General features: G+C 67.7%; 30 protein-coding genes. 15 read left to right on the top strand and 15 right to left on the bottom strand.

Annotated elements, in window-relative coordinates; translation table 11 throughout:
• The first annotated feature begins 135 nt into the window (after positions 1–135).
• The 11 genes from E7773_RS08560 to E7773_RS08610 all read left to right on the top strand — a co-directional run bounded on the left by E7773_RS08560 (position 136) and on the right by E7773_RS08610 (position 6884).
• Positions 136–948 (top strand): pyruvate, water dikinase regulatory protein, encoded by an 813-nt coding sequence (locus tag E7773_RS08560; protein WP_293990216.1) that lies wholly within the window; start codon positions 136–138, stop codon positions 946–948.
• A complete protein-coding gene (locus E7773_RS08565) occupies positions 945–1535 on the top strand; it encodes a nucleoside triphosphate pyrophosphatase (RefSeq protein WP_293990217.1) in 591 nt (196 codons plus the stop codon). Before E7773_RS08560 ends, E7773_RS08565 begins: the two co-directional genes overlap by 4 nt.
• Positions 1532–2332: a shikimate dehydrogenase gene (locus E7773_RS08570; RefSeq protein WP_293990218.1), complete on the top strand. Its 801-nt coding sequence runs from the start codon at positions 1532–1534 to the stop codon at positions 2330–2332. Before E7773_RS08565 ends, E7773_RS08570 begins: the two co-directional genes overlap by 4 nt.
• Entirely contained in the window at positions 2329–2922 is a 594-nt protein-coding gene (gene coaE, locus E7773_RS08575; RefSeq protein ID WP_293990219.1) for a dephospho-CoA kinase, read from the top strand. Before E7773_RS08570 ends, coaE begins: the two co-directional genes overlap by 4 nt.
• A gap of 8 nt (positions 2923–2930) precedes the next feature.
• On the top strand, positions 2931–3623 hold the full coding sequence (dnaQ, locus tag E7773_RS08580) for a DNA polymerase III subunit epsilon (protein WP_293990220.1): 693 nt from the start codon (positions 2931–2933) through the stop codon (positions 3621–3623).
• A 58-nt stretch (positions 3624–3681) separates the two neighbouring features.
• Complete coding sequence (gene raiA, locus E7773_RS08585; RefSeq protein WP_293990221.1) at positions 3682–4263, top strand: ribosome-associated translation inhibitor RaiA; 582 nt, start codon at positions 3682–3684, stop codon at positions 4261–4263.
• A 10-nt stretch (positions 4264–4273) separates the two neighbouring features.
• Complete coding sequence (locus E7773_RS08590; protein WP_293990222.1) at positions 4274–4744, top strand: PTS sugar transporter subunit IIA; 471 nt, start codon at positions 4274–4276, stop codon at positions 4742–4744.
• Entirely contained in the window at positions 4734–5186 is a 453-nt protein-coding gene (locus E7773_RS08595) for a PaaI family thioesterase (RefSeq protein WP_293990223.1), read from the top strand. Before E7773_RS08590 ends, E7773_RS08595 begins: the two co-directional genes overlap by 11 nt.
• Before the next feature lie 8 nt (positions 5187–5194).
• Positions 5195–5515 carry a DUF1491 family protein gene (locus tag E7773_RS08600; RefSeq protein ID WP_363130230.1) on the top strand — a complete coding sequence of 107 codons (321 nt, stop codon included), beginning with the start codon at positions 5195–5197 and terminating at the stop codon, positions 5513–5515.
• 192 nt (positions 5516–5707) lie between these two features.
• Positions 5708–6343 carry a cell wall hydrolase gene (locus tag E7773_RS08605; protein WP_293990224.1) on the top strand — a complete coding sequence of 212 codons (636 nt, stop codon included), beginning with the start codon at positions 5708–5710 and terminating at the stop codon, positions 6341–6343.
• Positions 6344–6392: 49 nt separating this feature from the next.
• Positions 6393–6884, top strand: coding sequence for an MmcB family DNA repair protein (locus tag E7773_RS08610; protein ID WP_293990225.1), 492 nt, complete (start codon positions 6393–6395; stop codon positions 6882–6884).
• 96 nt (positions 6885–6980) lie between these two features.
• Here the strand turns inward: E7773_RS08610 and purH are convergent, their stop codons facing one another.
• From purH to E7773_RS08630, 4 genes are read right to left on the bottom strand one after another with little or no spacing between them, the layout of a single operon-like run.
• A complete protein-coding gene (purH, locus tag E7773_RS08615) occupies positions 6981–8561 on the bottom strand; it encodes a bifunctional phosphoribosylaminoimidazolecarboxamide formyltransferase/IMP cyclohydrolase (RefSeq protein WP_293990226.1) in 1581 nt (526 codons plus the stop codon).
• A 39-nt stretch (positions 8562–8600) separates the two neighbouring features.
• On the bottom strand, positions 8601–10322 hold the full coding sequence (locus E7773_RS08620) for a heparinase II/III family protein (RefSeq protein ID WP_293990227.1): 1722 nt from the start codon (positions 10320–10322) through the stop codon (positions 8601–8603).
• A complete protein-coding gene (gene rpe / locus E7773_RS08625) occupies positions 10319–10981 on the bottom strand; it encodes a ribulose-phosphate 3-epimerase (protein ID WP_293990228.1) in 663 nt (220 codons plus the stop codon). The genes E7773_RS08620 and rpe overlap by 4 nt, the downstream gene beginning before the upstream one ends.
• A gap of 10 nt (positions 10982–10991) precedes the next feature.
• Positions 10992–12242 (bottom strand): transcription antitermination factor NusB, encoded by a 1251-nt coding sequence (locus E7773_RS08630; RefSeq protein WP_293990229.1) that lies wholly within the window; start codon positions 12240–12242, stop codon positions 10992–10994.
• Between the two features lie 64 nt (positions 12243–12306).
• On the opposite strand from E7773_RS08630, the gene E7773_RS08635 reads away from it, so the two are divergent.
• A complete protein-coding gene (locus E7773_RS08635; RefSeq protein WP_293990230.1) occupies positions 12307–12465 on the top strand; it encodes a DUF1674 domain-containing protein in 159 nt (52 codons plus the stop codon).
• Here E7773_RS08635 and E7773_RS08640 read toward each other — a convergent pair.
• The 7 genes from E7773_RS08640 to E7773_RS08670 all read right to left on the bottom strand — a co-directional run bounded on the left by E7773_RS08640 (position 12462) and on the right by E7773_RS08670 (position 18832).
• Positions 12462–13499, bottom strand: coding sequence for a histidine kinase dimerization/phosphoacceptor domain -containing protein (locus E7773_RS08640; protein ID WP_293990231.1), 1038 nt, complete (start codon positions 13497–13499; stop codon positions 12462–12464). The genes E7773_RS08635 and E7773_RS08640 overlap by 4 nt on opposite strands.
• On the bottom strand, positions 13500–13943 hold the full coding sequence (locus tag E7773_RS08645) for a response regulator (RefSeq protein ID WP_293990232.1): 444 nt from the start codon (positions 13941–13943) through the stop codon (positions 13500–13502).
• Positions 13940–15436: an ATP-binding protein gene (locus E7773_RS08650; protein WP_293990233.1), complete on the bottom strand. Its 1497-nt coding sequence runs from the start codon at positions 15434–15436 to the stop codon at positions 13940–13942. The genes E7773_RS08645 and E7773_RS08650 overlap by 4 nt, the downstream gene beginning before the upstream one ends.
• Before the next feature lie 80 nt (positions 15437–15516).
• On the bottom strand, positions 15517–16278 hold the full coding sequence (locus E7773_RS08655; protein ID WP_293990234.1) for a 3'-5' exonuclease: 762 nt from the start codon (positions 16276–16278) through the stop codon (positions 15517–15519).
• A 35-nt stretch (positions 16279–16313) separates the two neighbouring features.
• Positions 16314–17696 carry a phosphoglucomutase/phosphomannomutase PgmG gene (gene pgmG, locus E7773_RS08660; protein WP_293990235.1) on the bottom strand — a complete coding sequence of 461 codons (1383 nt, stop codon included), beginning with the start codon at positions 17694–17696 and terminating at the stop codon, positions 16314–16316.
• 48 nt (positions 17697–17744) lie between these two features.
• Positions 17745–18047 (bottom strand): J domain-containing protein, encoded by a 303-nt coding sequence (locus E7773_RS08665; protein ID WP_293990237.1) that lies wholly within the window; start codon positions 18045–18047, stop codon positions 17745–17747.
• Positions 18044–18832 (bottom strand): division plane positioning ATPase MipZ, encoded by a 789-nt coding sequence (locus tag E7773_RS08670; RefSeq protein WP_293990239.1) that lies wholly within the window; start codon positions 18830–18832, stop codon positions 18044–18046. The genes E7773_RS08665 and E7773_RS08670 overlap by 4 nt, the downstream gene beginning before the upstream one ends.
• 74 nt (positions 18833–18906) lie before the next feature.
• Between E7773_RS08670 and panC the strand changes: the two genes are divergently transcribed.
• Both panC and E7773_RS08680 read left to right on the top strand, forming a co-directional pair.
• Complete coding sequence (panC, locus tag E7773_RS08675) at positions 18907–19761, top strand: pantoate--beta-alanine ligase (RefSeq protein ID WP_293990241.1); 855 nt, start codon at positions 18907–18909, stop codon at positions 19759–19761.
• 62 nt (positions 19762–19823) lie between these two features.
• Positions 19824–20120, top strand: coding sequence for a hypothetical protein (locus tag E7773_RS08680; protein WP_293990243.1), 297 nt, complete (start codon positions 19824–19826; stop codon positions 20118–20120).
• Positions 20121–20435: 315 nt separating this feature from the next.
• Here the strand turns inward: E7773_RS08680 and topA are convergent, their stop codons facing one another.
• Genes topA through plsY form a run of 4 tightly spaced genes read right to left on the bottom strand, consistent with a single transcriptional unit; the run spans position 20436 to position 25041 of the window.
• Complete coding sequence (topA, locus tag E7773_RS08685) at positions 20436–22955, bottom strand: type I DNA topoisomerase (protein ID WP_293990245.1); 2520 nt, start codon at positions 22953–22955, stop codon at positions 20436–20438.
• Between the two features lie 60 nt (positions 22956–23015).
• Positions 23016–23390 carry a hypothetical protein gene (locus E7773_RS08690; RefSeq protein ID WP_293990247.1) on the bottom strand — a complete coding sequence of 125 codons (375 nt, stop codon included), beginning with the start codon at positions 23388–23390 and terminating at the stop codon, positions 23016–23018.
• Positions 23387–24466, bottom strand: coding sequence for a DNA-processing protein DprA (dprA, locus tag E7773_RS08695; protein ID WP_293990249.1), 1080 nt, complete (start codon positions 24464–24466; stop codon positions 23387–23389). Before dprA ends, E7773_RS08690 begins: the two co-directional genes overlap by 4 nt.
• Positions 24463–25041, bottom strand: coding sequence for a glycerol-3-phosphate 1-O-acyltransferase PlsY (gene plsY / locus E7773_RS08700; protein ID WP_293990772.1), 579 nt, complete (start codon positions 25039–25041; stop codon positions 24463–24465). Before plsY ends, dprA begins: the two co-directional genes overlap by 4 nt.
• Positions 25042–25175: 134 nt before the next feature.
• Between plsY and murI the strand changes: the two genes are divergently transcribed.
• Complete coding sequence (gene murI / locus E7773_RS08705; protein ID WP_293990251.1) at positions 25176–25967, top strand: glutamate racemase; 792 nt, start codon at positions 25176–25178, stop codon at positions 25965–25967.
• Positions 25968–26066 lie beyond the last annotated feature (99 nt).

Raw genomic sequence — 26066 nt, forward strand, 5'->3', positions numbered from 1 at the left:
GCGGGGAACGATCGGCTGTTGGCGGCGCTGTGGATAGCGGACCCGTTTTTCCACCGCCCGGCGTCGCTTGGCGGAGCGGACGGGTTGCGCTAGCGGTTTTGCCGATGTTGCCCACAGGGTTTCCGGATCGCTGATTTGCGTCTCCATCTCCACCTCCTGTCCGACTCCACCGGCGAGACGCTGGAGAATATCGCCAAGGCCGCGCTCGCGCAGTTCGACGATGTCGAGACGATCCGCCATTTCTGGCCGATGGTGCGCAGCGAAGCGCATCTCGAGCGCATCCTGCAGGAGATTGCGCACAATCCGGGACTCGTGTTGTTCACTTTGGTGTCGAGTGAGATGCGCCGCGCGCTGGAGACGCGGTGCCGCACGCTCGGCTTGCCCGCGGTTGCGCCGCTTGATCCGGTCAACGACGCGCTCTCCAACCTGCTTGGCCAGCAGGCCAAGGCGCGGCCGGGGCGGCAACATGTGCTCGACGCCGCCTATTTCCAGCGCGTCGACGCGATCCAGTTCACCATCGCCCACGACGACGGGGTGAACTGGGAGAATTGGGAGGAGGCCGACATCGTCCTCGCGGGCGTGTCGCGCACGTCGAAAACGCCGACGAGTATCTATCTCGCCAACCGCGGGTACAAGACCGCGAACATCCCGATCGTCCCCGAATCGCCGCCGCCGCCGATGCTTTTCGAGTTGAAGAACCCGCTCGTCGTCGGGCTGACCACAAGCGCCGACCGGCTGATCCAGGTGCGGCGCAACCGGCTGCTGTCGCTCAACCAGAACCCCGAGACGGCGTACGTCGATCAGGAAGCGGTGACGCGCGAGGTCGCCTATGCGCGGCGCATGTTCGCCGACAATGGCTGGCCGGTGATAGACGTGACGCGCCGATCGATCGAGGAAACCGCGGCGGCGATCATCGGCATGGTCAACGACCAGGCGGGCGATCAATGAGACTGATCCTCGCCTCGCAAAGCGCCTCGCGCCGGGCGATGCTCGATGCCGCGGGAGTCGCGTATGCCGCGGAACCGGCGCGCGTGGACGAGGATGGCGTCAAGGCGGCGATGGCCGGACAACCCCCGCGCGACATCGCCGATGCGCTCGCCGAGCTGAAGGCAATCAAGGTGTCGCAGGCGCACCTGCAAGCGCTGGTGCTCGGGAGCGATTCGATCGTCGCGCTCGCCGACGGGACCCTGCTCGACAAGCCGGTCAGCCGCGACGACGCGGCCGATCATCTGCGCGCGATGTCGGGTGGGACGCACGACCTGTGGAGCGCGGCGGTGGTCGCCGAGGCCGGGCGTCCGGTATGGCGCCACGTCGAGCGCGCGCGACTCGTCGTGCGGTCGCTGTCCGCCGACTTCATCGATTCGTATCTCGACCGGGAATGGCCCGCGATCGCCGGGTGCGTCGGGTGTTTCCGGATCGAAGGGCCGGGGGTGCAGTTGTTCGCGAAGATCGACGGCAGCCATTTCACCGTGCTCGGCATGCCGCTGCTGCCCGTCCTCGATTATCTGCGGGTGCGCGGGGAGTTGGCGTCATGAAATACGCGGAAGTGATCGGCGACCCGATCGCGCAGTCGAAATCGCCGGCTATCCACGGGTTCTGGCTGACGGCGCTGGGGATAGACGCCCAGTATCGCGCGATGCAGGTGAGTGCCGAAGGATTGGGCGACTATTTCGCTGAGCGCCGCGCCGACTCCGACTGGCTCGGGTGCAACATCACCATTCCGCACAAGCTCGCCGCGCTCGATTTCGTCGAGGATCGTGGGCTGGTGCGATCGTCGATCGGCGCCATCAACACGGTGTTCCGCGACGGCGACGCGCTGGTCGGCACCAACACCGACGCCGCCGGCTTCTACGCGCCGATCGCCGACATGGACCTGGCCGGCCAGCCGGTCGTGGTGGTTGGCGCGGGCGGCGCAGCGCGCGCGATCCTGTTCGCCTTGTCGCGCGTCGGCGTCGGGCGGGTGACGTTGCTCAACCGCAATCCGTTGAAGGGCGCGGCGTTGCTCGCGAGCTTCGGGCTCAATGGCGACGCGCTCAAGCTCGACGCGCCGGTCCCGCCTGCGGCGCTGCTCGTCAACGCGTCGTCGCTCGGCATGGTCGGGCAACCGCCGCTCGACCTCGATCTGTCGGCGCTGCCCGACGATGCGGTGGTATACGACGTGGTCTATGCCCCGCTCGGAACCGGTTTGCTCAAGGCGGCGCGCGACCGCGATCTCGACACGGTCGACGGGCTGGAGATGCTGATCGGCCAGGCCGCGCTGGCGTTCGAACTGTTCTTCAGCGCCGCGCCGCCGCGCGAGCGCGACGACGAGTTGCGGGCATTGCTGACATGAAAACGATCGGGCTCACCGGATCGATCGGGATGGGCAAGTCGACCGTCGCGCAGATGTTCGCCGGCGAAGGCGTTGCGGTGTTCGATTCGGATGCCGCGGTGCGCAAGTTGCAAGGGCCTGGCGGGCGCCTGGTTGGCGCGATCGAGGCGGCGTTCCCCGGGACGACCGGCGTCGCGGGCGTCGACCGCGCCAAGCTAGGGTCGCGCGTGTTCGGCGATCCGGCGGCGCTCCAGCGGCTTGAGGCGATCGTCCACCCGGCAGTCGGCGAGGAACGCGCCGCGTTTCTGGCACGGCATGCCGACGCCGCGATGGTGGTCTTCGACGTGCCCTTACTGTTTGAAACGGGTGGCGACACGGCGGTCGATGTGACTGTCGTCGTGTCGGCCGATACCGCGACTCAAGCCAATCGCGTCCTCGCACGGCCGGGCATGACGAAGGAACGTCTCGCCGAGATTCTCGCGCGCCAGATGCCCGACGCCGACAAGCGCGCACGCGCCGATTTCGTCATCCCCACCGACTGCCCGATGGATCAAACTCGCGCCGCCGTGCGTCATGTCATTGCTTGCGTGTCGGCGGGCGAGGGTCGATAATCAGATCAATGCGCGAAATCGTCTTCGACACCGAAACCACCGGCCTCTCGTTCAACAGCGGCGACCGTCTGGTTGAAATCGGCTGTGTCGAGATGATCAACCGGATCGAGACGGGCCGCACCTATCACGCTTATTTCCATCCCGAGCGCGCGATGCCGGCGGAGGCACAGCGCATCCACGGACTGTCGGACGCCTTCCTGTCGGACAAGCCCAAGTTTCACGAGAAGGTCGAGGAGCTGCTCGAATTTATCGGCGACGCGATGCTCGTCGCGCACAATGCGAGCTTTGACTTCGGTTTCTTGAACGGCGAGCTCGGCAGATTGGGGCGCGAGATCATCGCGCTCGACCGCATGATCGACACCGTCGCGATGGCACGCCAGCGTCACCCGGGCGCCAAGCATTCGCTCGACGCGCTGTGCACCCGCTACGGGATCGATCGTAGCCACCGCGTGCTTCACGGCGCGCTGCTCGATGCGCAATTGCTCTGTCAGGTCTATGTCGAGCTGACCGGCGGCCGCCAGATCGGGCTTACGCTGGTCAGCGACGAGGAGATCGCGATCCCCGTGCTCGACGAGGATCCGCGGGTGGCGCAGCCGCGGCCGATGCGACTTTTTCCGCTGAGCGACGACGAACTGGCGCGCCACGCCGCGTTCGTCGCCAGGCTGAAGAACCCGTTATGGGGGGCCGACGCGTCCGGTTGACGCGTGTGCAAGGCCGAGCGTAGCAGCGCCGGCCCGGCCAATAATGGAGAAAATGACGATGGATATTCGTGTCTCGGGCCACCAGGTCGAAACCGGCGATGCCCTGAAAACCTCGGTCCAGTCTCGTCTCCAAGGAATCGCCGACAAATATTTCTCGCGCGCGATTTCCGCCCAGGTCACCTTCGGCAAGGGGCCGCACGACGTCGGCTTTACCTGCGACGTGGTCGCGCACGTGATGCAGGGACTGGTGCTCAAGGCGCGCAACGACGGCTATGACGCGCACGGCGCGTTCGACGGCGCCGCGGACAAGATCGAAAAGCAGCTGCGCCGCTACATGCGTCGGCTGAAGGACCGCAAGGGCGCCGACGGTGCCGATGGCGGCGAGGCGAACGGCTACGACAATGCCGGCTACACCTTGTTCCAGGAACCGACTGAGGACGAGCCCGCCGACGCGCCGGCGATCATCGCCGAAACGCGCGTCGACGTGCCCGACGCGAGCGTCAGCGACGCGGTAATGATGCTCGACCTCCGCAACACGCAAGCGTTGATGTTCCGCAATTCGGGGACGGGGGCGTACAACATGGTCTATCGGCGCGGCGACGGGACGATCGGCTGGGTCGAACCGCACCGGGCAAGCTGACCGGACCACGATGAGCAACGATCTGTCGGACCTGATCCGGCCCGAGGGCGTCGCCGAGGGACTGGCGGCGGTGAGCAAGAAGGCGCTGTTCCAGCAGCTCGGCCAGCTCGCCGCCGCCGCCTATGGCATGGACGCGAAGACGGCCGCCGAGGGACTCGCGGCGCGCGAGAAGCTCGGTTCGACCGGGTTCGGCAGCGGGGTCGCGATCCCGCATGCACGGATCGGCGGGATCGATACAATTCGGGGCGTGGTCGCGACGCTGGCCAAGCCGATCGATGTCGATGCAATCGACGAATTGCCGGTCGACCTGGTCGTTGCCTTGTTCTCGCCGCCCGATGCCGGCGCCGATCACCTGAAGGCACTGGCACGAGTGTCGCGCGCGCTGCGCGACGCGCAGTTCGTCGCCAAGCTGCGCGGGGCTGGGTCGAAGGATGCGATGTACGTGCTCCTCGCACCCGACGAGGCGCGCGATGCCGCCTGAAGCCGGAGCGGCGGCGCACTTTCGCGCGCTCGAATCGCTCTATGCCGCCGCGCCGATCAACCGCCTGTTCCACTCGCATCTGCAGATCGTCGATAGCGGGGTTGCGCGGATCGACTTCCGGATCGAGGACGACCATTATCACGCTGGCGGCGCCGCGCACGGGACGAGCTATTTCAAGATGCTCGACGATGCCGCCTTCTACGCGTGCAACAGCCTGGTCACCGACCGGTTTCTGCTCACCACGGCGTTCAACCTGCTATTCACCCGCCCGATCAAGGCCGGGCCGGTAATCGCCGAGGGGCGTTGGGTGAGCGGCCAGCGCCGCGTGTTCGTCGGCGAGGCGCGGCTGATCGATGCCGATGGCGAAGAAGCGGCGCGCGGCACCGGCACCTTCATGCGCTCGTCGATCCCGCTCGCGGGACTGAAAGGATATGCGAGCTGAGCGCGCGGCTGGCGAGCGGCGCGCTGGTCAACGCGCTGGTGCGGCGGGCGGGCCGTGAAGGCGGATGCGCGACGATCCTAGCAAAAGGCGATGCGACCGCTGGCGCGATCCTGGTGATCGCGCAACACCGGGGCGAGAACGCGCGGGCCTACGAACGTGGTATCGGGCCAAGGGGTGAAACGGCGCTAATCGCGGCCGGCCCGGAAGGTGACGACAAGGTTAACGACTACTGGATGCGGCGTCGCAAGAGCGATCCGGATCTATGGGTTGTGGAGGTAGATATCGCACAGGCAGAACGATTCGTCGCTGAAACAATGCTCGGCGATTGACTTGCTGCACTGCACAATGGCAGGGCAGAATGATCATTATGCGCGTTGTGCCGCGATGGGGTGCGATCCCTAACGGTTACGCAGTCGGGTGGTAGTCCGGGGCGGTCCCCTTTTGTTGCGACCGTACATGTCCGCACGCCAACCGCACTTAAGTCGGTTTGAATGCTTTCGTTCTCTCGCGCCACGGGTCCCGTGGCGACTTTTGTTGCTCTTATCGCGCTGATCGGTATCAGCAGCCCGGGCAAGGCCTGGGACGTTGCGCGAACCCCGGTCGAGGCCGTCAGCGCCGCCGTCCTCCCCGCTATAAACCTTCCGGGCACCGTTCCGGTTCCCGGTTCCGCGCTCAGCCCCGCCACCGACACGACGCCCGACGAAGTCTCGATCGCGACCGCGCCGACGCCCGCGCCGGGCATGGCCTATGCCAGCCTCGCCGCCGCCGTCGCCGCGCAGGACACGCCGGGCGCGATGGATTCCGAACTGTCGTGCCTCGCCGGCGCGGTGTATTTCGAATCGAAGGGCGAGCCCCTGTCGGGCCAGCTCGCCGTCGCCAACGTCATCATCAACCGCACCAAGTCGGGGCGTTTCCCGACCTCGATCTGTTCGGTGGTGACGCAGCCGAGCCAGTTCTCGTTCGTCCGCGGCGGCCGGATTCCGGCAGTCGGCTCGAACGCGCAATACCGCACCGCGACCGCGATCGCGAAAATTGCGCTGGCGGACGGCTGGGACAATCCCGCGCCCAACGCGCTCTATTTCCACGCGCGCCGCGTCTCGCCGGGCTGGAACCGCGCGCGCGTGACAACGATCGGCAACCATATCTTCTTCCGGTGAGCGGACATCGGGGCTTCCCGATGTTCCACTGATGTTCTAGAACGGGGCGATGCTTGACGCGTCTCCCCGCTGTCCGCCCATCGGTGACGAGGCGCTGTGCGCGGCGGATGTCGCGCGCGGCGTCATCCGCATGCTCGCGCGGCACGATCTGGCGGCGATGCGCGAAGTGCCGCTCGACGGCGGGCGCCGCGCCGACATCATGGCGATCGACGGGCGCGGGCAAATCGTCATCGTCGAGATCAAGGTGTCGCGCGCCGATCTGCTCGGTGACGGCAAATGGCTCGATTACCTCGATCATTGCGACCGCTTCTTCTGGGCGGTGCCGGCGGGGTTCGATCACGGGCCGCTCCACGGCGAAGCTTTCCTGCCCGAGCGATCGGGGGTGATCGTCGCCGACCGCTACGACGCGGCGATCCTGCGCGAAGCGGCGACGCATCCGTTGAGCACCGCCGGGCGCAAGAAATGCACGCTGGCATTTGCCCGCCGTGCTGCGCGCCGGGCGAGCGGATTGGCCGATCCGGAACTGGGGTTTCTGCTATAGGCGTCGTAGCGCCACGCCGTCAGACGGACGAGCTGTGCTCGACCGCTGCCCGCCGTGGCGTCTCGCAGATTGCTCGCGCAATCTGCGTGCGCCCGCTCAGTGACGGAAGTGCCGCATCCCGGTGAAGATCATCGCTAGGCCGGCATCGTCGGCGGCCGCGATCACTTCGTCATCACGAATTGAGCCGCCCGGCTGGATCACCGCGGTCGCACCCGCTTCGACCGCCGCCAGCAAGCCGTCCGCGAACGGGAAGAAGGCATCCGATGCGACCGCCGACCCGATCGTGCGCGGTTGCGGCCAGCCGGCCTCGGCGGCGGCGTCCTTCGCCTTCCACGCCGCGATCCGCGCGCTTTCCAGCCGGTTCATCTGCCCGGCGCCCACCCCGGCGGTCGCGCCGTCCTTGGCATAGACAATCGCGTTCGACTTGACGTGCTTGGCGACGGTCCAGGCGAAGCGGCAATCGGCCATTTCCTGCGACGTCGGCTGGCGCTTGGTGACGATCCGCAAGGCACCTTCGTCGATCGACCCATTGTCGCGGCTCTGGACGAGCCAGCCGCCCGCGATCGACTTGGCGGCGATGCCCGGACGACGCGGGTCGGGTAGCTCGCCGGTTAGCAGCAGGCGCAGATTCCTTTTTGCCGCGAACAGCGTCACCGCTTCGGCGTCGGCGTCGGGCGCGACGACGACTTCGGTGAAGATCCCTGTGATCGCTTCCGCCGTTGCGGCGTCCAGCGGGCGGTTGACCGCGATGATCCCGCCGAACGCCGAGACCGTGTCGCACGCAAACGCAGCCTCGTACGCCTCGACCAGGGTGCGAGCGGTGGCGACGCCGCAGGGGTTGGCGTGCTTGACGATGACGCAAGTCGGGTCGGCGGAGCGAAATTCCGCGATCAGTTCGAGCGCGGCGTCGGCGTCGTTGAGGTTGTTGTACGACAGCGCCTTGCCCTGCACCTGCCGCGCCTGGCCGATGCCGCGCGCGACGGGGCCGGTCGCGGCGTAGAAGGCGGCGGCCTGGTGCGGATTCTCGCCGTAGCGGAGCTCGTCGCCCGAACGCGTCAGCACCAGCGGCAGGGTTTGGGGGAAACGCTCGCCCTGATCGGCGAAGGCGAACCAGCTGGCGATCATCGAATCGTAGGTCGCGGTCGCGGCGAACGCCTTGGCGGCGAGTGTGCGGCGTTCGTCGAGGCTCGTCTCACCGCGCGCGATCGTTACATAGTCCGCGGGATCGGTGACGATCGCGACGAAGGCGTGGTTCTTGGCCGCCGAGCGCACCATCGACGGGCCGCCGATGTCGATATTCTCGATGATCTCGTCGCGTCCCGCGCCCTTCGCGACAGTCGCGGCGAAGGGGTAGAGGTTGACCACGACCAAGTCGATCGTGCCGATCCCATGCGCGTCCATCGCCGCGGCATGCTCAGGGTGGTCGCGCACCGCGAGCAACCCGCCATGCACCATCGGATGGAGCGTCTTGACGCGACCGTCCATCATCTCCGGGAAGCCGGTGAGGTCGGAGACGTCGCGCACCGTGAGCCCAGCCTCGCGCAACGCGGTTGCGGTCCCGCCGGTCGAGACCAGTTCGACACCTTTCGCCGCCAGCGCCATTGCCAGTTCGACGATCCCGCTCTTGTCGGACACCGACAGCAACGCGCGCCTGATCGGGACGATATCGGTCGGCATGCCAGCGCTCCTGTGGATGGGTGGCGCCCCCATGGCCAATCAGCTCGCGCGCTTCAAGGCCCAGCCGATCGTTTCGCCGCCTGCACTCGCTTCGCCGCTTATGACGATCTGCTGGGTCGAGACCGGGCACCCGTCGGGGTCGATCCACAGGCTTTCCTCGATCGCCAGCACGCCACCGCGGCAGCGGAATTGCCACAGCTTTCCCGAGGGTAAACGGAGAAGTGCCGCCATGCCGTCGGCGGTCGGCGCGGCCTCGACACCCGCGCCCAAATGGAAACGGATCGCGAAATTGGTCGCCGCGCTCTTGCGGCGCTTGCCGGCGGGGAGGAGCATGTCGTCGCCGCGCAACTCGCGGCCGTCGGCGGCGAGGACGAGTTGCCGCCGGTGCAGGAACCCGAAGCGCCGGGCATAGCCGTCATGGCTCGCCTCGATCCGGCTGCCGCCCGCGCTTTCCTGGCGCGCCTGTTCTACCTCGCCGACGCCGCGGCCGAGCGTTCCGTCGGGATGGATAGCGGTCGAATTGCTGTCGCCGATCACCAACGTCGAATGTGCGGCGGTGGTGCGCAGCCCGTCGGCGAGCGCTTGCGGGATCTGCGCGATCGCGGCGCGCGCGCCGCCGCAATTGACTACCAGCCGTTCCGCCCCGTCGGACATCTCGAACGCCAGCGTCGAGGCGCAGCCGCCCGCGGTCAGCTGCGCGATCGGCGGCGGCGCGGCGTCCACGATCACCACGGCTTCACCTTGCGCGAGCCGCTGGTATCCCCAGTCGCGCGCCTGGCGCAGCGGGCGGGCACGCACCCCGGTCGCCGCGACGATCTCGTCGATTCGCGCCGGCCGCACCGGCCCGCCGCCCTGCCAGCTCGACAGGCCATGGTCGGCATGACACACGCCCTGCAGCGCCGGAACCATCCGCCCGAGCGCGGCCGACAGAGCCGCGGGTGGCGCGAGGCGGCGGGCCGCATACACTTCGCGGAACATGGTTAGCAGCATGATGATGTCGAGCTGCGCCGCCGGTGCGCGCGCCGCGACGCCGCCATCCTCGTGCACCGCTTGCTCGATCGCGCGCGCGAGCCCGTCCTCGCCGATTTGGCGGCGCGGATCGCCGCCGGGGATCAGCAACCCCGCCGCGATCACGCCGCACCATGCCGCGATCCGCCCGACGCCCGCGGGCGCCTTGTCCGCCGCGCGGTCGAGATGCCGCGCGCCGCGCGCCAGCGTGTTGAGCACGAGGCTGCGGTAGACGAGATCGCTCGAAGACAGGATCAGCGGTGCGTGCGCGGTCCAATGGAGGATGCGGCGGCCCCACAATTCGGCGCCCCAGGCCGGCTCGCTGACCTTTTCGGCGTGGACCGCGAGCCACGCGCGCATCAGCGCCTCGGCAATGGGAACGCCGATCGGGCGCGTGGCGACGGTCGACAGGTCGCGCAACCAGGCGAAGCTGTGGAGATGCTCGCCGAACGGTTTCGACCAGCTCGGCTTGGCGAAGTCGAGATCGGCGAACGCGACGCTCTCGCCGCGAAAGCTCACGCGTTCCTCGAGCAAGGCGTTGCCGCGGCGCGGATCGCCCAGAAACGGGTCCTCGGGCACCGCGATCAGCTTGAGCGGATGGCGCCCGCGCAGGCGGAAAGCGTGCAAGGGGGTGCGCCAGGCGAGACGGCGGAAACGTTCGGACACGCGCTCGGCAAGGCTCAGTCCGCCGCTGCCGCCGTGGCGGATCAGCCGCTTGCCTTCCTCGATTTCCTCTGGCGTGTCGTCGCTCACCCGCCCCTCAACGCGGCGATGTTGGCGGCGTAGGCGGACGGGCCGCCCTTGAAGGTCGCGGTACCGGCGACCAGCGCGTCGGCGCCCGCCGCGATCGCTTGGCGCGCGGTGTCGCGGTCGATCCCGCCATCGACTTCGAGATCGACGGCAAGGCCCTGCTTGTCGATCATCGTCCGAACCGCCTCGATCTTGCGCAACGCGGATTCGATGAAGGTTTGCCCGCCGAACCCTGGGTTGACGCTCATGACCAACACGAGGTCGGCCTCTTCGAGGAGGTAATCGAGCGCCTTGGCCGGCGTCTGCGGGGTCAGCACCACGCCCGCGCGCTTGCCTAAGGATCGGATGTGGCGAAGGCTGCGGTGCGTGTGCGGGCCGGCCTCGACATGGATGCTGATCGTGTCGGCGCCGGCTTCGGCGAACTGGTCGAGATAGGGATCGACCGGCGCGATCATCAAGTGGACGTCGAGCGGCTTTGCGGTGTGGGGGCGGATCGCCTTCACGGCGGCGGGTCCGATCGTGATGTTGGGGACGAAATGGCCGTCCATCACGTCGACATGGATCCAGTCGGCGCCGCCCACGTCGATCGCGCGGACTTCCTCGCCGAGCTTGGCGAAATCGGCACTCAGGATCGAGGGGGCGATGCGGACCGGCTGTTGCATGACTGAGGCTCTATCCGCCGCGCGCGAATCGGGCAATGAAGAAGCCGTCGCAGCCGCCCTCCGCCTCCAGCGCGCCAGGCACGATGCGGACCCAGCCTTCGGGCGATGGCGCGATCCCGGCGGGTAGTTCGTCGGCGCGGACCGGGTCGATCGTGAAATCCTTGTTGGCCGCCAGGAATGCTGCGGCCTGCTCCTCACCCTCGGCGCGTTCGAGCGAACAGGTCGCGTAGACCAGCGTGCCGCCCTTATTGAGCCAGCCGGCGGCGTGCGCGAGCAAGTGGCGCTGGAGGTCAGCCATCTGCTCGATCAGCGCTGGGTGAACGCGGTGGATCACGTCGGGATGGCGGCGGAAGATCCCCGTCGCGCTGCAGGGCGCGTCGAGCAGCACGGCATCGACCGGCACGGCGGGACTCCAGCGCGTCGCGTCTCCGGCCACGGTCTCGGCCGACAGATGCGTGCGCTCCAGATTGTCGCGAAGTCGCGCGAGACGACTTTCGGCCACATCGATCGCGGTGACGTCCCATCCGGCGGCGGCGAGTTGCATCGTCTTGCCGCCCGGCGCGGCGCAGGCGTCGACCGCGCTGCCCCTGCCCGAGCCGAGCAACCGCGCGGGGATCGACGCGGCGATATCCTGCACCCACCACGCGCCCTCGTCGTATCCCGGCAGATCGGGGATGGCGGTGCCGCGCGGCAAGCGGCGATGGCCGGGGAGCAAGGCCAGCCCTTCCGGCGCGGGTTCGCCTTTCAGCGTCAGATCGACTGGCGGCGGCGTCGCCATCGCGCGGCGCGCGGCCTCGACCATCGCGTCGCCCCATTGCGCGGCCCAGCGCTCGGCGGTGTCGGCGGGGAGTGCGGGTGGATCGGGCAAGGTCGCGCCGCGCCGGCTCAGCGTGCCGAACACGCCGTGGACCAGCTTGCGCGGGCCGCCGTCGATCAGCGGCAGCACGGTGGCGATCGCCGCATGCCCCGGGGTCCCGAGCGCTAGCATCTGGGCGAGCGCGATGCGCAGCGCGAAGCGCGCCTTGGCGTCATGCGGCAACGGGCGCTGCGTCGCCGAATCGATCATTGCGTCGAGGTCGGGCAAATGGCGCAGCACTTCGGCCGCGATCGCGCGGGCCAGCGCGCGGTCGTTGTCGGCGCGGATGCTGGCGAGTGCGCGGCCGGCGGCTTGCTCGATCGTCTCGCCCCGACGCAATACCGCGTCGAGTAAGCGCAGCGCGGCTTGGCGTGCGGGCACGCCTGGAGGAAGCGGCTGGTTCATGCTTGAAGACCGGTCATCGCCGGCCCATGTGGCCGTTTAGCCCGCGCACCGCAATGAGCTCGCCATGCCCCGCCCGCCGCACGTCAAGCCGCCCGCGTATCTGACTCCGAGCCCGCCGGTGCCCGAGCCGGAAAAGGTCGAAGAACCGGACGACGATCCGTTGGGTCAGAATCCGACGCGCTATGGCGATTGGACGCTTAAGGGTATCGCCGTCGACTTTTAGGCGATCGCCGCGCGCAATGTCGCGCGCAGGCCGCCACGCTCCGAATCGTATTCGACCGCGCCGTGCAGGCTCTTGGCCATCGCGCCGATCAGCCGGTTGCCGAGCCCAGACCCTTGCGTGCGCGTCGTCGGCCCCAGCCCCACGCCATCATCCTCGACCGCGAGCAGGAACGCGCCGTCGTCGCGCGTCAGCGACACGCGCACCTCGCCCGGACCAGTCGGGCCATAGGCATATTTGAACGCGTTCGAGACGAGCTCGTTGACGATCACGCCGAGCGATACCGCGCGGTCGGCCGCGAGACGGATCGATTCGGCTTCCAGCTTCAGCGCGCGCTTGGGCTTCTCGCTCGCCCACGCACCGCTCAGTTCGTCGATCAGCGCCTGCAGGTAGTCCTTCATGTCGACGCCCTCGGCATCGTCGGTCGCGTACAGGCTGCGGTGCACTTGTGCGATCGCGTCGATGCGGCGCTCGGTGTCGGCCAGCGCCTGGCGCGCGGCGGGGTCGGCGAGCGAGTTCGCCTGCAACCGCACCATCGCGGTGACGAGCTGGAGCGAGTTGGCGACGCGGTGGTTGACCTCGCGCAGCAGCGCTTCGAGCCGCGCGTTGGACGCCCGCAATTGCTCCTCCGCCAGCGCCTTGTCGCGTTCGAGCGCGGCGCGCACGCGGACATGGTCGAGTGCCACGGCGAGCAAGTCGAAGAAATCGTCGCCGACAGTTTTCACGACATAGTCCGCCGCCCCGGCCTTGAGCGCGGCGACCGCGACCGGTCCCTCCTCGGATCCCGTGACGTAGACCACCGGCGGCGGCGACGGCAGTTTGCCGATCGCCTTCAGCGTCGCCAGCCCGTCCATCTCCGGCATGTAATGGTCGACCGCGATCAAATCGTATCGCTCGGTCATCGCCATCGCGATGCCTTCCACACCGCTGTGCGCGACGGTCACGTCGAACCCGCGCCGCGACAGTGCACGCTGCGCCAGCCGGCAGAGGCCGGCGTCGTCGTCGATATAGAGCAGGCGGCGCAGGCTTTGCGGCACTTAGTCCTCGACCTCGGGCACCTGGATTACCGACAGGAACAGCCCGAGCTGGCGGATCGCCTGCGCGAAGCTTTCATAATTGACCGGCTTGGTGATGTAGACGTTGCAGCCGAGGTCGTAGCAGTGCTGGATTTCGACCTTGTCGTCGGTCGTGGTCAGCACGACCACGGGGGTGCGCTTGAGCGGGCTGCCCTCGGCCTTGATCTTGGTCAGGATGTCGGTCCCCGACATGTCGGGCAGGTTGAGGTCGAGCAGCACCAGCGCCGGACCGTTGAGCGCGGGGCCGTCTTGATGTTTGAACAAATAATGGAGCGCGGTCGTCCCGTCGGTGAAATGGGTGATGTCGTTCAGGATGCCGGCGCGGCGGATATTCTTCTCGATGAGGCGGGCATGCCCCTCGTCGTCCTCGATCATGACGATCGATACAGAGCGGTGGTCGTTCATACTGATGGTCCCGTTTCAGAAAGCGTGGCGGGCAGGGTTACTCGGAAAACGCTCCCTTCGCCCAAGGTGGATGACAGGTCGATCGTGCCGCCGAGGCGATAGGCGAGCGCGCGGACGTGTGCGAGACCGATCCCCTCGCCTTGCTGGTCCTGCGTGCCCGATCGGCGGAACAGATCGAACACGCGCGTATGATCCTGCTCGGCGATGCCGCGACCGTTGTCGGTCACCGAAATGACGCGACGCGAGCCGTCGGCGTGCGCGCTGACAACGATCCGGCCTGGGCGGTCGGAAGAGAGGTATTTGACCGCGTTCTCGACCAAGTTCGACAGGATTTGCTCTACCGCGACACGGTCGCTGATCAATGGCGGCATCGGCTGTTCGACAATGACCTCTGCGCCGCGCTCGTCGGCAATGTGGCGTAAGGAGTCGCTGATGCCTTGTGCGATGCTTGCAAGGTCGAGCGGTTCGGGCGCCAGCGTGCGCCGCCCCTCGCGCGACAGCCGCAGGATCGCGTTGATCAGCCGGTCCATCTTCTGCGTCGAGCTGCGGATGAAGCCGATCGCCTCGGGTAAATCCTCCTTCGCCGCCAGCCGCGCGTCGTCGGTGACGATCTCGGGCGCGGATTTGGTCGCGCGGTCGACCAGGTCGGCAAGCGAGGCGCGCGCGGCGTCGAGCTCGACGGTGAATCCCATCACGTTGACCAACGGCGAGCGCAGATCGTGGCTGACGATATAGGCGAAGCGCTGGATCTCCTCGTTGGCGCGGGTCAAATCGGCGGTGCGCTCGGCGACCGCGCCTTCCAGATCGGTGTTGAGCAATTGCAGCCGGTCGCGCGCCGCGCCGAGGTCGCGCGTGTAGCGTAGCACCGTCGCCAGCGAGACGGTCGCGACGATCAGGATCAAAACCCCCGCCGCGGCGAGGATCATGTAGAAGGCGCGCAGACTGTTCTGTTGCGCGGCGTCGCGCTGAACCAGCAAGTCGCGTTCGTCGTCCAGCATCGCGGTCATCGTCGTGCGGACGGCGCGCATGCGGCGGGCGTAGGTTTCGACCGCGAAACCGGCGACCGCGGTATCACGGCGACCGCCCATCACTTGCGCGATCGTCTCCACCTGCCGCTCGCGAATCGCGGCCAGTTGCCGGCGCAGATCGGCGATGCGCGCGATTTGGCGCGGATTGTCGGCGGTCAGCTTGGCGAGCGCGTCGAGTGCTGGGTCGATCTGCACCGCGGTGATTCGGTGGCTGTCGAGATAGGCTGGGTTGCCGCTCAACAAATAGCCGCGCCGCGTGGTTTCGGTTTCCTCGACCAACGCGCGGACATGCCCGATCGCGACTTCGACCTGATAAGTGTGGTTGACCGAGCTGGTATGCTCGGCGGTGCGCATCGTGACCCAGGCTGCAGCGACCCCGACCAGCATCAGCCCGGCCAGCCCGATGATCATACAGGCGACCAGGAAGCGGCGCGCCAATCCCTCGGGCGCCCCCAGTCGTTTCAACACTACGCCCGACATCGCGATGGCCTAGCCGGGGGCGAAACGAAACGCCAGCAACGCCGCCTTGATCGAGATCAGTCGGTTCAGAGGAGCATGCCCTGGAGATTGGGCCGCCCCACCGCGCCCCCGCCACGCCGCCGCGCGACTTCGGTTTCGGCGGTGAAGCGGACATCGGGGTCGCGGTCGGTCAGGAAGCCGTTGAGACTCGTTTCCGAAATCTCGGTCCAGTCCTTGCCGCGATCGGTGCCCCAGCGGACGCGTGGGAGCAGCCCGGGCTGGCGCGACCAGTTGAGCAATTGCTCGACCGACGCTTCGTTGAGCATGTCGCGGAGGTGGAAGGCAGTAACGTACGCGTCGGGGAAGGCGCGGTGCGCTGGGAGACCGCGCTCGTGATCGATCCCGTGCGGCTTGCGCCAGTAACGCAATACCTGGTTCGAGAAGCTCGGACTATCGGGCCACAGCCGCATCGCGCACTTCCACGTGCAAATCCACTCGGCCCCGTGAGTCATGTTGGGCGTACAGAATTTCATTTCGAAGTCGGCGCGATGCGCGGCGAGTGCGAGGCGGCGCGGGTACGGATCGAGCACCGGGCGCGCGGCGTCGAACCATAACGGCGCATCGGCAACCTGTTCGTCGAGAATGTGGTGGATCGCCTGCGTGATCGGCGGGATCGGGCGGCCGGGATTGATCAGCCGACTGCCGCCCTCGCCGTACAGCTCCCAGCGCCCGTCCGTGCCCAGCGCGACGTCCTGCCACCCCACCTCGCACACGCCATGCGCGCCGGGCGTCTCGCCGGTGGTCTCGAGGTCGACGACGCGGATGATCGAGGGGGGGGCGCTGGCCATCATTCCGAGATGGGCGTTTCAGCCGCGAAAAGCCACTAGTGCCCCGCTTGCGGCCCGCGCACGAGGCCCGACATGGCGAGTTGGCGATCGATTTGCGCGAGCAGGCGCGCGAGCCCCGCCTGATCCTTCGCTTCGGCGCGCGCGACCAGCACGTCCTGCGTGTTCGACGCTCGGAGCAGCCACCAGCCGTCGGGCGTCGTCACGCGCGCGCCGTCGGTGCGGTCGACCGTCGCGCCTTCGGTCTCGAGCCGGTCGAGCACTTCGTCGACCACCGCGAACTTACGGCTCTCATCGACCTGGAAGCGCATCTCGGGCGTGTTGACCATCGCCGGCATCGCGCTCCTGATCTCGGTCATCGACTTGCCGATCATGTGCACCGCGCGGATCAGCCGGACCGCGGCATATTGCGCGTCGTCGAAGCCGTAGAAATCGTGCGCGAAGAAGATGTGCCCCGACATTTCGCCTGCGAGCGGCGACCCGGTTTCCTTCATCTTGGTCTTGATGAGCGAATGTCCGGTCTTCCACATCAACGGGGTGCCGCCGAGCTTGGCGACGCGGTCATACAGCGCCTGGCTCGCCTTGACGTCGGCGATGATCGTCGCGCCGGGCAGTTCCTTGAGCACAGGTTCGGCCAGAATGGACAGAATCTGATCGCCCCAGATCACGCGCCCTTCGCCGTCGATCGCGCCGATCCGGTCGCCGTCGCCGTCGAAAGCCACTCCGAAATCGAGCTTCTTGTCCGCGACAAGCGTTTTGAGGTGCGCGAGGTTCTTTTCCTCGGTCGGATCGGGATGATGGTTGGGAAAATTGCCGTCCACATCGGTGAACAGCAGGTGATGTTCACCCGGAAGGAGCTTCGTCAGCTTCTCGATCACCGGGCCGGCGGCGCCGTTGCCTGCGTCCCACCCTATCCGGTAGGCGCCGCCGGCATAGCCCGCCAACAGCCGGCCGACGTAATTGTCGACGATATCGACATCCGAAACGCTGCCTGCGCCCTCTTCCCAGTCGCCTTCCGCCGCCGCGCGGCCGAGCTTCTGGATGTCCTCGCCGAAAAACGGGCGGTGCTGCAGGACCATCTTGAAGCCGTTATACTCGGCGGGGTTATGGCTGCCGGTTATCTGGATGCCGCCATCCACCTCAAGCTCGGCCTCGGCATAATATAGCTGCGGGGTCGGGCCCATGCCGGTCCGCACGACATCGACGCCCGAGGCGAGCAGCCCCTCGACCAGCGCGGCCTCCATCGCCGGCGACGAGGTGCGCCCGTCGCGCCCGACCGCGACGCGCGTGCCGCCCGCGCGGCGCACGACGGTAGCGAAGCCGCGCCCGATCGCGCGCGCGTCGTCGGTGGACAGCGTTTTGCCGACGATCCCGCGGATATCGTACTCGCGGAGCGATGAGGGGTCGAAGCGATGGGTCATGGCGTGTCCTGTAGGGTTTTGGCCCAATCGGTCAGGCCGCCGAAAAGTTCAATCCTGCCGCTTGAGCAAGGTATCGCGCGCGGCGTTGACGCGCTGCGCGAGGTCGGCCGATCCGCCGTGGTCGGGGTGGACCGCAAGCAGCAAGCGGCGATGCGCGGCGCGGATATCGGCGGGGCTGGCGCCAGCCCCGAGGCCGAGGATGGTGAGCGCGGCGTCATGGTCCGTCGGCGGCGGTGCGGGCGACCTCGGCGCTTGCGGCCGCCGTCCACTGGTGTGGGCCTTCTTCGGCCCCTGCCACAGCCACCAGCCGGCCCAGGCGACCGCCAGCGCGACGATTAGCTTGGCGATCATGCGAAGAGCGGCAGCACCGGCTCGGGCAGCGCGAGCGCGGCCATCATCTCGCGCAGCTCCTGCCGCGCGGCGACGTGGCTCAGCCCCATCTCGCCGAACTCGCGGCTGTCGATCATCGTCAGGCCTTTTGGAAATAACTCGCGATAGATTACGCGCTCGCCGAGCCCCGGGATGATGCGGAAGCCGACTCGCTTCGCCAGCTGGTCGAGTGCGTCGGACACGCGGCGCATGTTGCGCGCTTCGATATGCTGGAGGCGGTTGCGCAGCACGACCCAGTCGATCGTCGCGCCGTCTGCCTTCGCGCGGGCCTTGCGCGCGTCCCAGATCAATTCGGAATAGAAGCTCGGCCTCGTCACCTTGAACGTATCGGGATGGACTTGGCCAATCAGGTCGAAATCGACGAAACTGTCGTTCATCGGCGTGACCAACGTGTCCGCGCGGGTGGCTGCCTCACGTGCGATCGGATCGTCGCGGCCGGGCGTGTCGATCACGAGGTAATCGGCATCTCCCGTCAGCCGGTCGACCGCGGCATCGAACGCTTCGACGGTCTGGTCGCTCAGCGTCTCATATTCGGGCATCGGCAGGTCGCGGTCGGTTGCCCGGATCGTCGCCGCGCGATTGTCGAGATAGCGGCCGAGCGTGCGCTGGCGATGATCGAGGTCGAGCGCGGCGACACGCGCGCCGCGGGCGGCCAGTGCGATCGCGACATGGACCGCGGTGGTCGATTTGCCGGTGCCGCCCTTTTCGTTGGCGAAGACGATAGTGTGTGTGCGGCCGTTCGCCACGATGCTGACCTTGTTGCCTGACCCGACCCGCGCCCGTTAGAGGCGTGGGCTTCCTCTATCGAAAGCATAGGCTCGTGCAAACCGTCCATCGCCTGCCCGATTTGAGACTCGCGGTGGCGGCATTGCGCGCCGATGGATCGCGGGTGGCGCTGGTGCCGACGATGGGCGCACTCCATGCCGGGCATATGGCGCTAGTCGATGCGGCGCGAGCGACCGGCGCGCGGGTGGTCGCGTCGATCTTCGTCAACCCCAAGCAGTTCGGCCCGAACGAGGATCTCGCGCGCTATCCACGCCCGGCCGTGGCGGACATTGCGCTGTTGACCGCGCATGGCTGCGACCTGCTGTGGATGCCGGGGGTCGAGAAAATGTATCCGGCGGGGTTCGCGACCAACGTATCGGTGTCGGGGGTGAGCGAGGGGCAGGATGGTGCCGCGCGACCGGGACATTTCGATGGGGTGGCGACGGTGGTCGCGAAACTGTTCAACCAGGTGCGGCCCGATGCCGCCTATTTCGGCGAGAAGGATTTCCAGCAGCTCGCGGTGATCCGGCGGATGGTCGCCGATCTCGATTTCGGGCTGGAGATTGTCGGGGTGTCGACGGTGCGGGAGGGGGATGGCTTGGCGCTGTCGTCGCGCAATGCTTACCTCTCCCCCGACGAGCGGTCGCGGGCGGCGGCGCTGGCCAAGGCGCTGGCCGAGGCTAGGCGGGCGATCGAGGCAGGCGAGGACGGCGCGATCGCTGCCGCCTTGACGTCGCTCGCCGATGCCGGGTTCGCCGTCGATTATGTCGAGCTCGTCGATGCCGCGACACTGGGCCAACCTGTACCCGGCCAGCCCCGCCGCCTGCTCGCCGCGGCGCGGATCGGGACCACCCGCCTCATCGACAACCTCGCGATAGCGCCTACGAAAAACACGGTTAAAGCGCGTTAACCATTTGTTGACCCCTCCCCGGCCAATCTGATTCGGCCAAAGGGATAAAAGGGGTTGGCGACATGGGCAGCAGCCTGAAGAGTGCGCAGTTTCTGATCGAGAGCCGGATGCGCGACGCGATGCGCGGCGATCCGGACGCCTATTACGAGCTCGGCGTGGTCTATTCGACCGGCACCTCGGGGGCGGACATCGACCTGGTCGAGGCGCACAAATGGTTCAACCTGGCGGCGGTGCGCGGCCACGAAGCGGCGCAATATTGCCGCGCCGAAGTCGCCGACGAAATGACCGCACGCGAAATCGCCACGGCGCAGGCCGCGGCCCGCGCGTTCCTCAACGAAACGAGCCGCCGCGCGGCCTGAGTCACTTCCCATCCGCGCAAAGTTCACACTCGCACGGCGATGGGCCAATTGGGTCCGATTTGCGCCTGTAAGGCGTCCCGAACGCGACACCAGCGCGCCACGGGCGCGACGACCGCGCTATCCACGCGGCAGCCAAGCACCTGTGCTGCCACCCCGACGCCATCGCGAAGCGGCGCAGCGGCGCCCCACCGAACCAGTGAGGCGAGGAGAACGGAAAGCGGGCTCGACGGGCTGCGCATCGGCCAGGGTAGATCAAACGAAATCCTACATCGGTAGCTTTTTCGTCACGGCTGCCCCGGCTCACCCTCAACGCGACTAGCCCTTCTTCGCCGCCGCTTTCTTCTTCGGAGCCGCCTTCTTCTTCGCAGGCTTGCGCTTGCCCTTGGCGGGCGCCGTCGCGGCGCGCGCATCGATCAGTTGCGCGGCTTCCTCCAGCGTCAGCGCATCCTTGTCGATCGACTTCGGCAAAGTCGCGTTGGTCGTGCCATCGGTGACGTACGCGCCGTAGCGCCCCTCCATTAGCTTGATCTCGGCTTCGGTGCGTGGATGCGGCCCGAGCACCTTGAGCGGCGCCTGGCTCCCGCGCTGCGGTCGCCCGCCATTCGCCGCCGCTTCGGCCAGCTTGACCACCGCGGCGTTCATGCCCGTCTCGAACAGCTCCGTCGTCGACTGCAGCCGCGCATATTTGCCATCGTGCGCGAGATAGGGGCCGTAGCGCCCGATCGACGCGGTGATCGTCTTGCCGCTCTCGGGATGCGCGCCGATTTCGCGCGGCAGGCTCAGCAGCTTGAGCGCCCATTCGAGATCGAGCTCGGGAATGTCCTTGGGGATCGACGCGCGCTTGGCGTCCTTGCCCTCGCCGAGCTGGATATACGGCCCGAACCGCCCCGACTTGCGCTCGACCTCGAGGCCGGTCGCCGGGTCCTTGCCCAGCCCTTCGGGCCCGCTGTCCTCACCCTCGGCCCCGCCTTGCGCGAAGCGGCGGGTGTATTTGCATTCGGGATAGTTGGAGCAGGCGATGAACGCGCCGAACTTGCCGCCGCGCAACGAAAGTTGGCCCTGCCCGCAATTGGGGCACAGCCGCGGGTCGCCGCCGTCGGCTTTCTCGGGGAACAGATAGGGGGCGAGGAACTGGTCTAGCTGCTGCGTGACTTCGGACGGCTTGAACTCCATCACTTCGGCAGTACGCGGCTTGAAGTCGCGCCAGAACGCGTCGAGCACCGCCTGCCATTGCGCGCGCCCGCCCGAAATCTCGTCGAGCTCATCCTCCAGTCCGGCGGTGTAATCGTAGCTGACATAGCGTTCGAAGAAGCGCTCGAGGAAGGCGGTGACGAGCCGCCCCGATTCCTCGGCGAAGAAGCGGTTCTTCTCGACGCGGACGTAGTCGCGGTCCTTGAGTACCTGGATCGTCGAGGCATAGGTCGACGGGCGCCCGATGCCGAGTTCCTCGAGGCGCTTGACGAGGCTCGCTTCGGAAAAGCGCGGCGGCGGCTGGGTGAAATGCTGTTCGGCAGTCACCTCGCGCTTGGCCGGCACGTCGCCGTCGCGCAAGCGTGGCAGACGGCGGCCGTCCTCGTCTTCGCTGTCGTCCGTCCCTTCCTCGTACAGCGCCATGTACCCCGGGAAGATTACCACTTGCCCCGTCGCGCGCAGGCCATGGCGACCGGTGCCGTCGGCCAGGTCGATCGTGGTGCGCTCCATCCGCGCCGACGCCATCTGGCTCGCCATCGCGCGCTTCCAGATCAGGTCGTACAGCCGCGCATGGTCGCCCGACCCGGCGCGGTCCCTGGCGAAATCGGTCGGGCGGATCGCTTCATGTGCTTCCTGCGCGTTCTTCGCCTTGGTCTGGTACATGCGCGGCTTGTCGGGGACGTAGCTGGCGTCATAGCGGTTGGTGATCGCGTGGCGCGCGGCGGAAATCGCGCTGCCGTCCATCTGGACGCCGTCGGTGCGCATGTACGTGATCGCGCCGTCCTCATAGAGACCCTGCGCCACGCGCATCGTGTGACTGGCCGAGAAACCGAGCTTGCGCGCCGCCTCCTGTTGCAGCGTCGAGGTGGTGAACGGCGGCGGCGGATTGCGCGTTGCGGGCCTGGTCTCGACCGACTGGACGGTGAAGCGGCCATTCTCGACATCGGCCTTGGCGCGCATCGCATCGCCCTCGGCGCCGATCGTCAGGCGGTCGATCTTGTCGCCGTTCCACTTGACCAGCCGCGCGGTGAACGGCGTGCCGTCCTGTTCGAGCGTGGCGGCGACCGACCAATATTCCTGGGGCGTAAACGCCTCGATCTCGATCTCGCGGTCGACGATCAGCCGCAGCGCTACCGACTGGACGCGCCCGGCCGACTTGGCGCCGGGCAGCTTGCGCCACAGCACGGGGCTGAGCGTGAACCCGACCAGATAATCGAGCGCGCGGCGCGCGCGATAGGCGTCGATCAGATCCTCGTCGAGTTCGCGCGGATGCCGCATCGCCTCGGTCACCGTCGCCTTGGTGATCGCGTTGAACGTCACGCGCTGGACGTCCTTGGGCAGCGCCTTTCGCCCGCGCAACACTTCCTGCACGTGCCACGAAATCGCCTCGCCCTCGCGGTCGGGGTCGGTCGCGAGGATCAACCGGTCGGCCTTCTTCGCCTCGTCGGTGATCGCCTTGAGCTGCTTGGCCTTGTCGGGATAATTCTCCCAATCCATCGCGAAGCCGTCGTCGGGCTTCACCGACCCGTCCTTGGGCGGTAAGTCGCGGACATGGCCGTAGCTCGCGAGCACGCGATAGTCCGAACCGAGATACTTCTCGATGGTTTTGGCCTTGGCCGGCGATTCGACGATGACAAGCTGCATGACTGAAAAAGGCGCCCCTCACGTGTACGCGTGTAAGGTGGGGAGGCTTGGGCGGAGGCGTCAATCCCCCGATCGCAGCGACATCCAAGCGACGAAGAAGGCGATCGCCAGCACCAGGTCGCCGCACACCAGCGCGAAGGTGCTCGTCGCGGTCCGGCCCATACCCCACAGGATCGCGGTCGGAATCCAGAAGCTCAGCTTGGCGACCACGCCGAGCAGCATCAGCGCGTGGTATTTGCGCGGCGCACCGCCGACGATCCAGTAGAGGATCTGGAACGAAAGTGCGGCACCCACGAAGCCATAGAAATATTCGGGCGCGGACAGCCGTACGGCGGGCGCGGCGACGCGGCCTTCGAGGAAATAGACCGGAAGCAACAGGATCGCGCCGTAGATCGCGGCACCGCGGAACAGCCAAGAGGTGTGCTTTTCGGTCATGTCAGGCTCACCCTTCCCCCGGCATGGCGTTCGAGCCGGCCCGCGAGTTCCAGTTCGAGCAGGATCGTCGCGACGACCGCCGAGGGCAGCCCCGACTGACGAATCAGTTCGTCGGTCGCGACCGGAACCGGCCCGAGCAGGCCGGCGATCAGCGTGCGGTCGGCGTCACCCGGTTCGGCGGGCGGCATCGCGGCGAAGTCGCTGCCGGGCGAGCGCACCATGCGCGCGTCGATCGGGCGGATCGATTCGAGAATATCGGCCGCCGATTGCACCAGCGTCGCGCCCTCGCGGATCAACTGGTTGCACCCTTGTGCGCGCGGATCGAGCGGGCTGCCGGGTACCGCCATGACGTCACGCCCGGCCTCGTTCGCCAGCCGCGCGGTGATGAGCGATCCCGATTTGGGCGCGGCCTCGACCACCAATGTGCCGATCGCCAGCCCCGCGATGATCCGGTTGCGATGCGGGAAGTTGCGCGCGAGCGGCTCCATCCCCGGCGGCTGTTCGGCGATCAGCAGGCCTTCGCTGGCGACCTGCTCCTGCAAATCGCGATTTTCGGGCGGGAAGGCAATGTCGATCCCGCTTGCGATGACCCCGATCGTGCCGGTGGCGAGCGATCCCAGATGCGCGGCGCTGTCGAGCCCGCGCGCCAGGCCGGAGACGACCACCACACCCTCGCGCCCCAGTTCGACCGCGAGCCCGCGCGCGAACCGGCACGCCGCCGCCGAGGCGTTGCGCGCGCCGACCATCGCGACGGTGGTGCGGCGCGCGAGGCCGATATCGCCGCGCACCGTCATCGCGGCGGGAGCATTGTCGAGCTCGGCGAGGAGCGGGGGATAGTCGGCATCGTCGAGGAACAGGTACCGCGCGCCAAGCTTCTCGACCGCGGCGATCTCGCGCTCGGCCACCGTCGGGTCAACGACCCGCGGCGCCCGGCCGCCGCCGCGCGCGGCGAGATCGGGCAGCGCGGCGATCGCCTCTTCGGCGCTGCCGAACCGCGCGATCAGCTGGCGATAGGTGATCGGTCCGATCCCGGCCGTGCGGATCAACCGTAGCCGCGCGATCCGCGGGTCGCTCAACCTTGACTCTCTTCGGCCTTGCTCCCGACGCGCGGCTCGGTGCCCTGGATCAGCCGGTCGATATTGGCGCGGTGCTTCCAGAAGGCAAGCGCGGCAAGCGCGAGCAACAACAGCACGAAGTCGAACCGCGCGAACCACGCCGCTGCCACCGGCGTCGCCACCGCCGCGGCCATGCCGGCGACCGACGATATGCGCAGCACCGCGAACAGGGCGAGCCACACGACCGCGAAGACCAGCCCGATCGGCCAATAGAGCGCGAGGCAAATACCGAGCAGCGTCGCGAGCCCCTTGCCGCCACGAAAATTCAGCCAGGCGGGATAGCAATGCCCGAGGAACGCCGCCGCTGCCGCCGGCACTTCATGCCCGGGGAACAGCCAGGCGGCGAGCAGCACCGCCGCCGCGCCCTTCGCGCCGTCGAGCAGCAACGTCGCCGCCGCGAGTTCCTTGCGCCCGGTCCTGAGCACGTTGGTCGCGCCGATATTGCCCGAACCGATGGCGCGCACGTCGCCCGCACCGAACGCGCGCGTCAGGATCAGCCCGAACGGAATCGAGCCGAGCAGATACCCCAACAGCATCGCGGCCGCGGGCGGCCCCCACAGATACTCGGTCGGCAAAGCTTCACCCCCTGTCGTTGCGAATATAGAACAAGCCGTTGCCCACCGCCACTGATCTTGATCACGCGTCCGGGCCAGTCCACAGGCCGGTGCGCATGGACGACCGCCCGATCCTGTTGTTCGATTCCGGCGTCGGCGGCTTGTCGGTGCTCGCCGCGCTGCGCGACCTGCTGCCGCAAGCGAGCCTGGTCTACGTCGCCGATTCGGCGGCGTTTCCCTATGGCACCAAGAGCGAGGCGGAGATCGCCGCGCGCGTGCCGGCGCTGCTCGGGCGGCTGGCCGAACGGTACGATCCGCGGCTGATCGTGATCGCGTGCAACACTGCCTCGACCATCGCGCTCGGCCACGTCCGCGCCGCGCTCGACATTCCGATCGTTGGGACGGTGCCGGCGATAAAGCCGGCCGCCGAACTGAGCGAGACGCGCACGATCGGCGTGCTCGGCACCGACGCCACCGTGCGCCAACCCTATGTCGACGACTTGGCGGCGCGGTTTGCGACCGATTGCACGGTGCTGCGCCACGGATCGGCGGCGCTGGTCGAATTGGCCGAGGCCAAGTTACGCGGCGAGGACGCCGATCCAGCCGCGTATCGCGCCGCGGTCGCAGGCCTTTTCGACCAACCCGGTGGCGAGCGGATCGACGTCGTGGTCAACGCCTGCACGCATTTCCCGCTGGTGGTCGAGGAACTCGCCGCCGTGGCGCCGCGCGCGGTGCGGTTCGTCGATGGCGCGGCGGGGATCGCACGTCGCGTCGCGCATCTGACGGCGGGGCAAGCATGGCCGGCCGCCCCGGTGCATCGCGCGGTGTTCACCCGGTTCGGCGATGCCGAGCGCCACTTGGCGCGAGCGCTCGCACGTTACGGCATCGACCGCGCCGAATCGCTCTAGCGCCGCGCTGCGGCTCGCTTGCCGATGGAAAGCGCGATTGCGGCTGCACGTTTTGCACGCATATTCGATGGAAATGCGCGACGAGCCGCGCTAACGGGC

Origin of the sequence: Sphingomonas sp. (assembly GCF_004799495.1) — a bacterium.
In the GTDB taxonomy this organism is placed as follows: domain Bacteria; phylum Pseudomonadota; class Alphaproteobacteria; order Sphingomonadales; family Sphingomonadaceae; genus Sphingomonas.

Coding starts and splice junctions, on each gene's coding strand:
- E7773_RS08565 (WP_293990217.1), top strand. CDS start 945: ATGAGACTGATCCTCGCCTCGCAAAGCGCCTCGCGCCGGGCGATGCTC.
- E7773_RS08570 (WP_293990218.1), top strand. CDS start 1,532: ATGAAATACGCGGAAGTGATCGGCGACCCGATCGCGCAGTCGAAATCG.
- coaE (WP_293990219.1), top strand. CDS start 2,329: ATGAAAACGATCGGGCTCACCGGATCGATCGGGATGGGCAAGTCGACC.
- dnaQ (WP_293990220.1), top strand. CDS start 2,931: ATGCGCGAAATCGTCTTCGACACCGAAACCACCGGCCTCTCGTTCAAC.
- raiA (WP_293990221.1), top strand. CDS start 3,682: ATGGATATTCGTGTCTCGGGCCACCAGGTCGAAACCGGCGATGCCCTG.
- E7773_RS08590 (WP_293990222.1), top strand. CDS start 4,274: ATGAGCAACGATCTGTCGGACCTGATCCGGCCCGAGGGCGTCGCCGAG.
- E7773_RS08595 (WP_293990223.1), top strand. CDS start 4,734: ATGCCGCCTGAAGCCGGAGCGGCGGCGCACTTTCGCGCGCTCGAATCG.
- E7773_RS08610 (WP_293990225.1), top strand. CDS start 6,393: ATGCTTGACGCGTCTCCCCGCTGTCCGCCCATCGGTGACGAGGCGCTG.
- purH (WP_293990226.1), bottom strand. CDS start 8,561: ATGCCGACCGATATCGTCCCGATCAGGCGCGCGTTGCTGTCGGTGTCC.
- rpe (WP_293990228.1), bottom strand. CDS start 10,981: ATGCAACAGCCGGTCCGCATCGCCCCCTCGATCCTGAGTGCCGATTTC.
- E7773_RS08630 (WP_293990229.1), bottom strand. CDS start 12,242: ATGAACCAGCCGCTTCCTCCAGGCGTGCCCGCACGCCAAGCCGCGCTG.
- E7773_RS08635 (WP_293990230.1), top strand. CDS start 12,307: ATGCCCCGCCCGCCGCACGTCAAGCCGCCCGCGTATCTGACTCCGAGC.
- E7773_RS08645 (WP_293990232.1), bottom strand. CDS start 13,943: ATGAACGACCACCGCTCTGTATCGATCGTCATGATCGAGGACGACGAG.
- E7773_RS08655 (WP_293990234.1), bottom strand. CDS start 16,278: ATGGCCAGCGCCCCCCCCTCGATCATCCGCGTCGTCGACCTCGAGACC.
- pgmG (WP_293990235.1), bottom strand. CDS start 17,696: ATGACCCATCGCTTCGACCCCTCATCGCTCCGCGAGTACGATATCCGC.
- E7773_RS08665 (WP_293990237.1), bottom strand. CDS start 18,047: ATGATCGCCAAGCTAATCGTCGCGCTGGCGGTCGCCTGGGCCGGCTGG.
- E7773_RS08680 (WP_293990243.1), top strand. CDS start 19,824: ATGGGCAGCAGCCTGAAGAGTGCGCAGTTTCTGATCGAGAGCCGGATG.
- topA (WP_293990245.1), bottom strand. CDS start 22,955: ATGCAGCTTGTCATCGTCGAATCGCCGGCCAAGGCCAAAACCATCGAG.
- E7773_RS08690 (WP_293990247.1), bottom strand. CDS start 23,390: ATGACCGAAAAGCACACCTCTTGGCTGTTCCGCGGTGCCGCGATCTAC.
- plsY (WP_293990772.1), bottom strand. CDS start 25,041: ATGCTGTTGGGGTATCTGCTCGGCTCGATTCCGTTCGGGCTGATCCTG.
- murI (WP_293990251.1), top strand. CDS start 25,176: ATGGACGACCGCCCGATCCTGTTGTTCGATTCCGGCGTCGGCGGCTTG.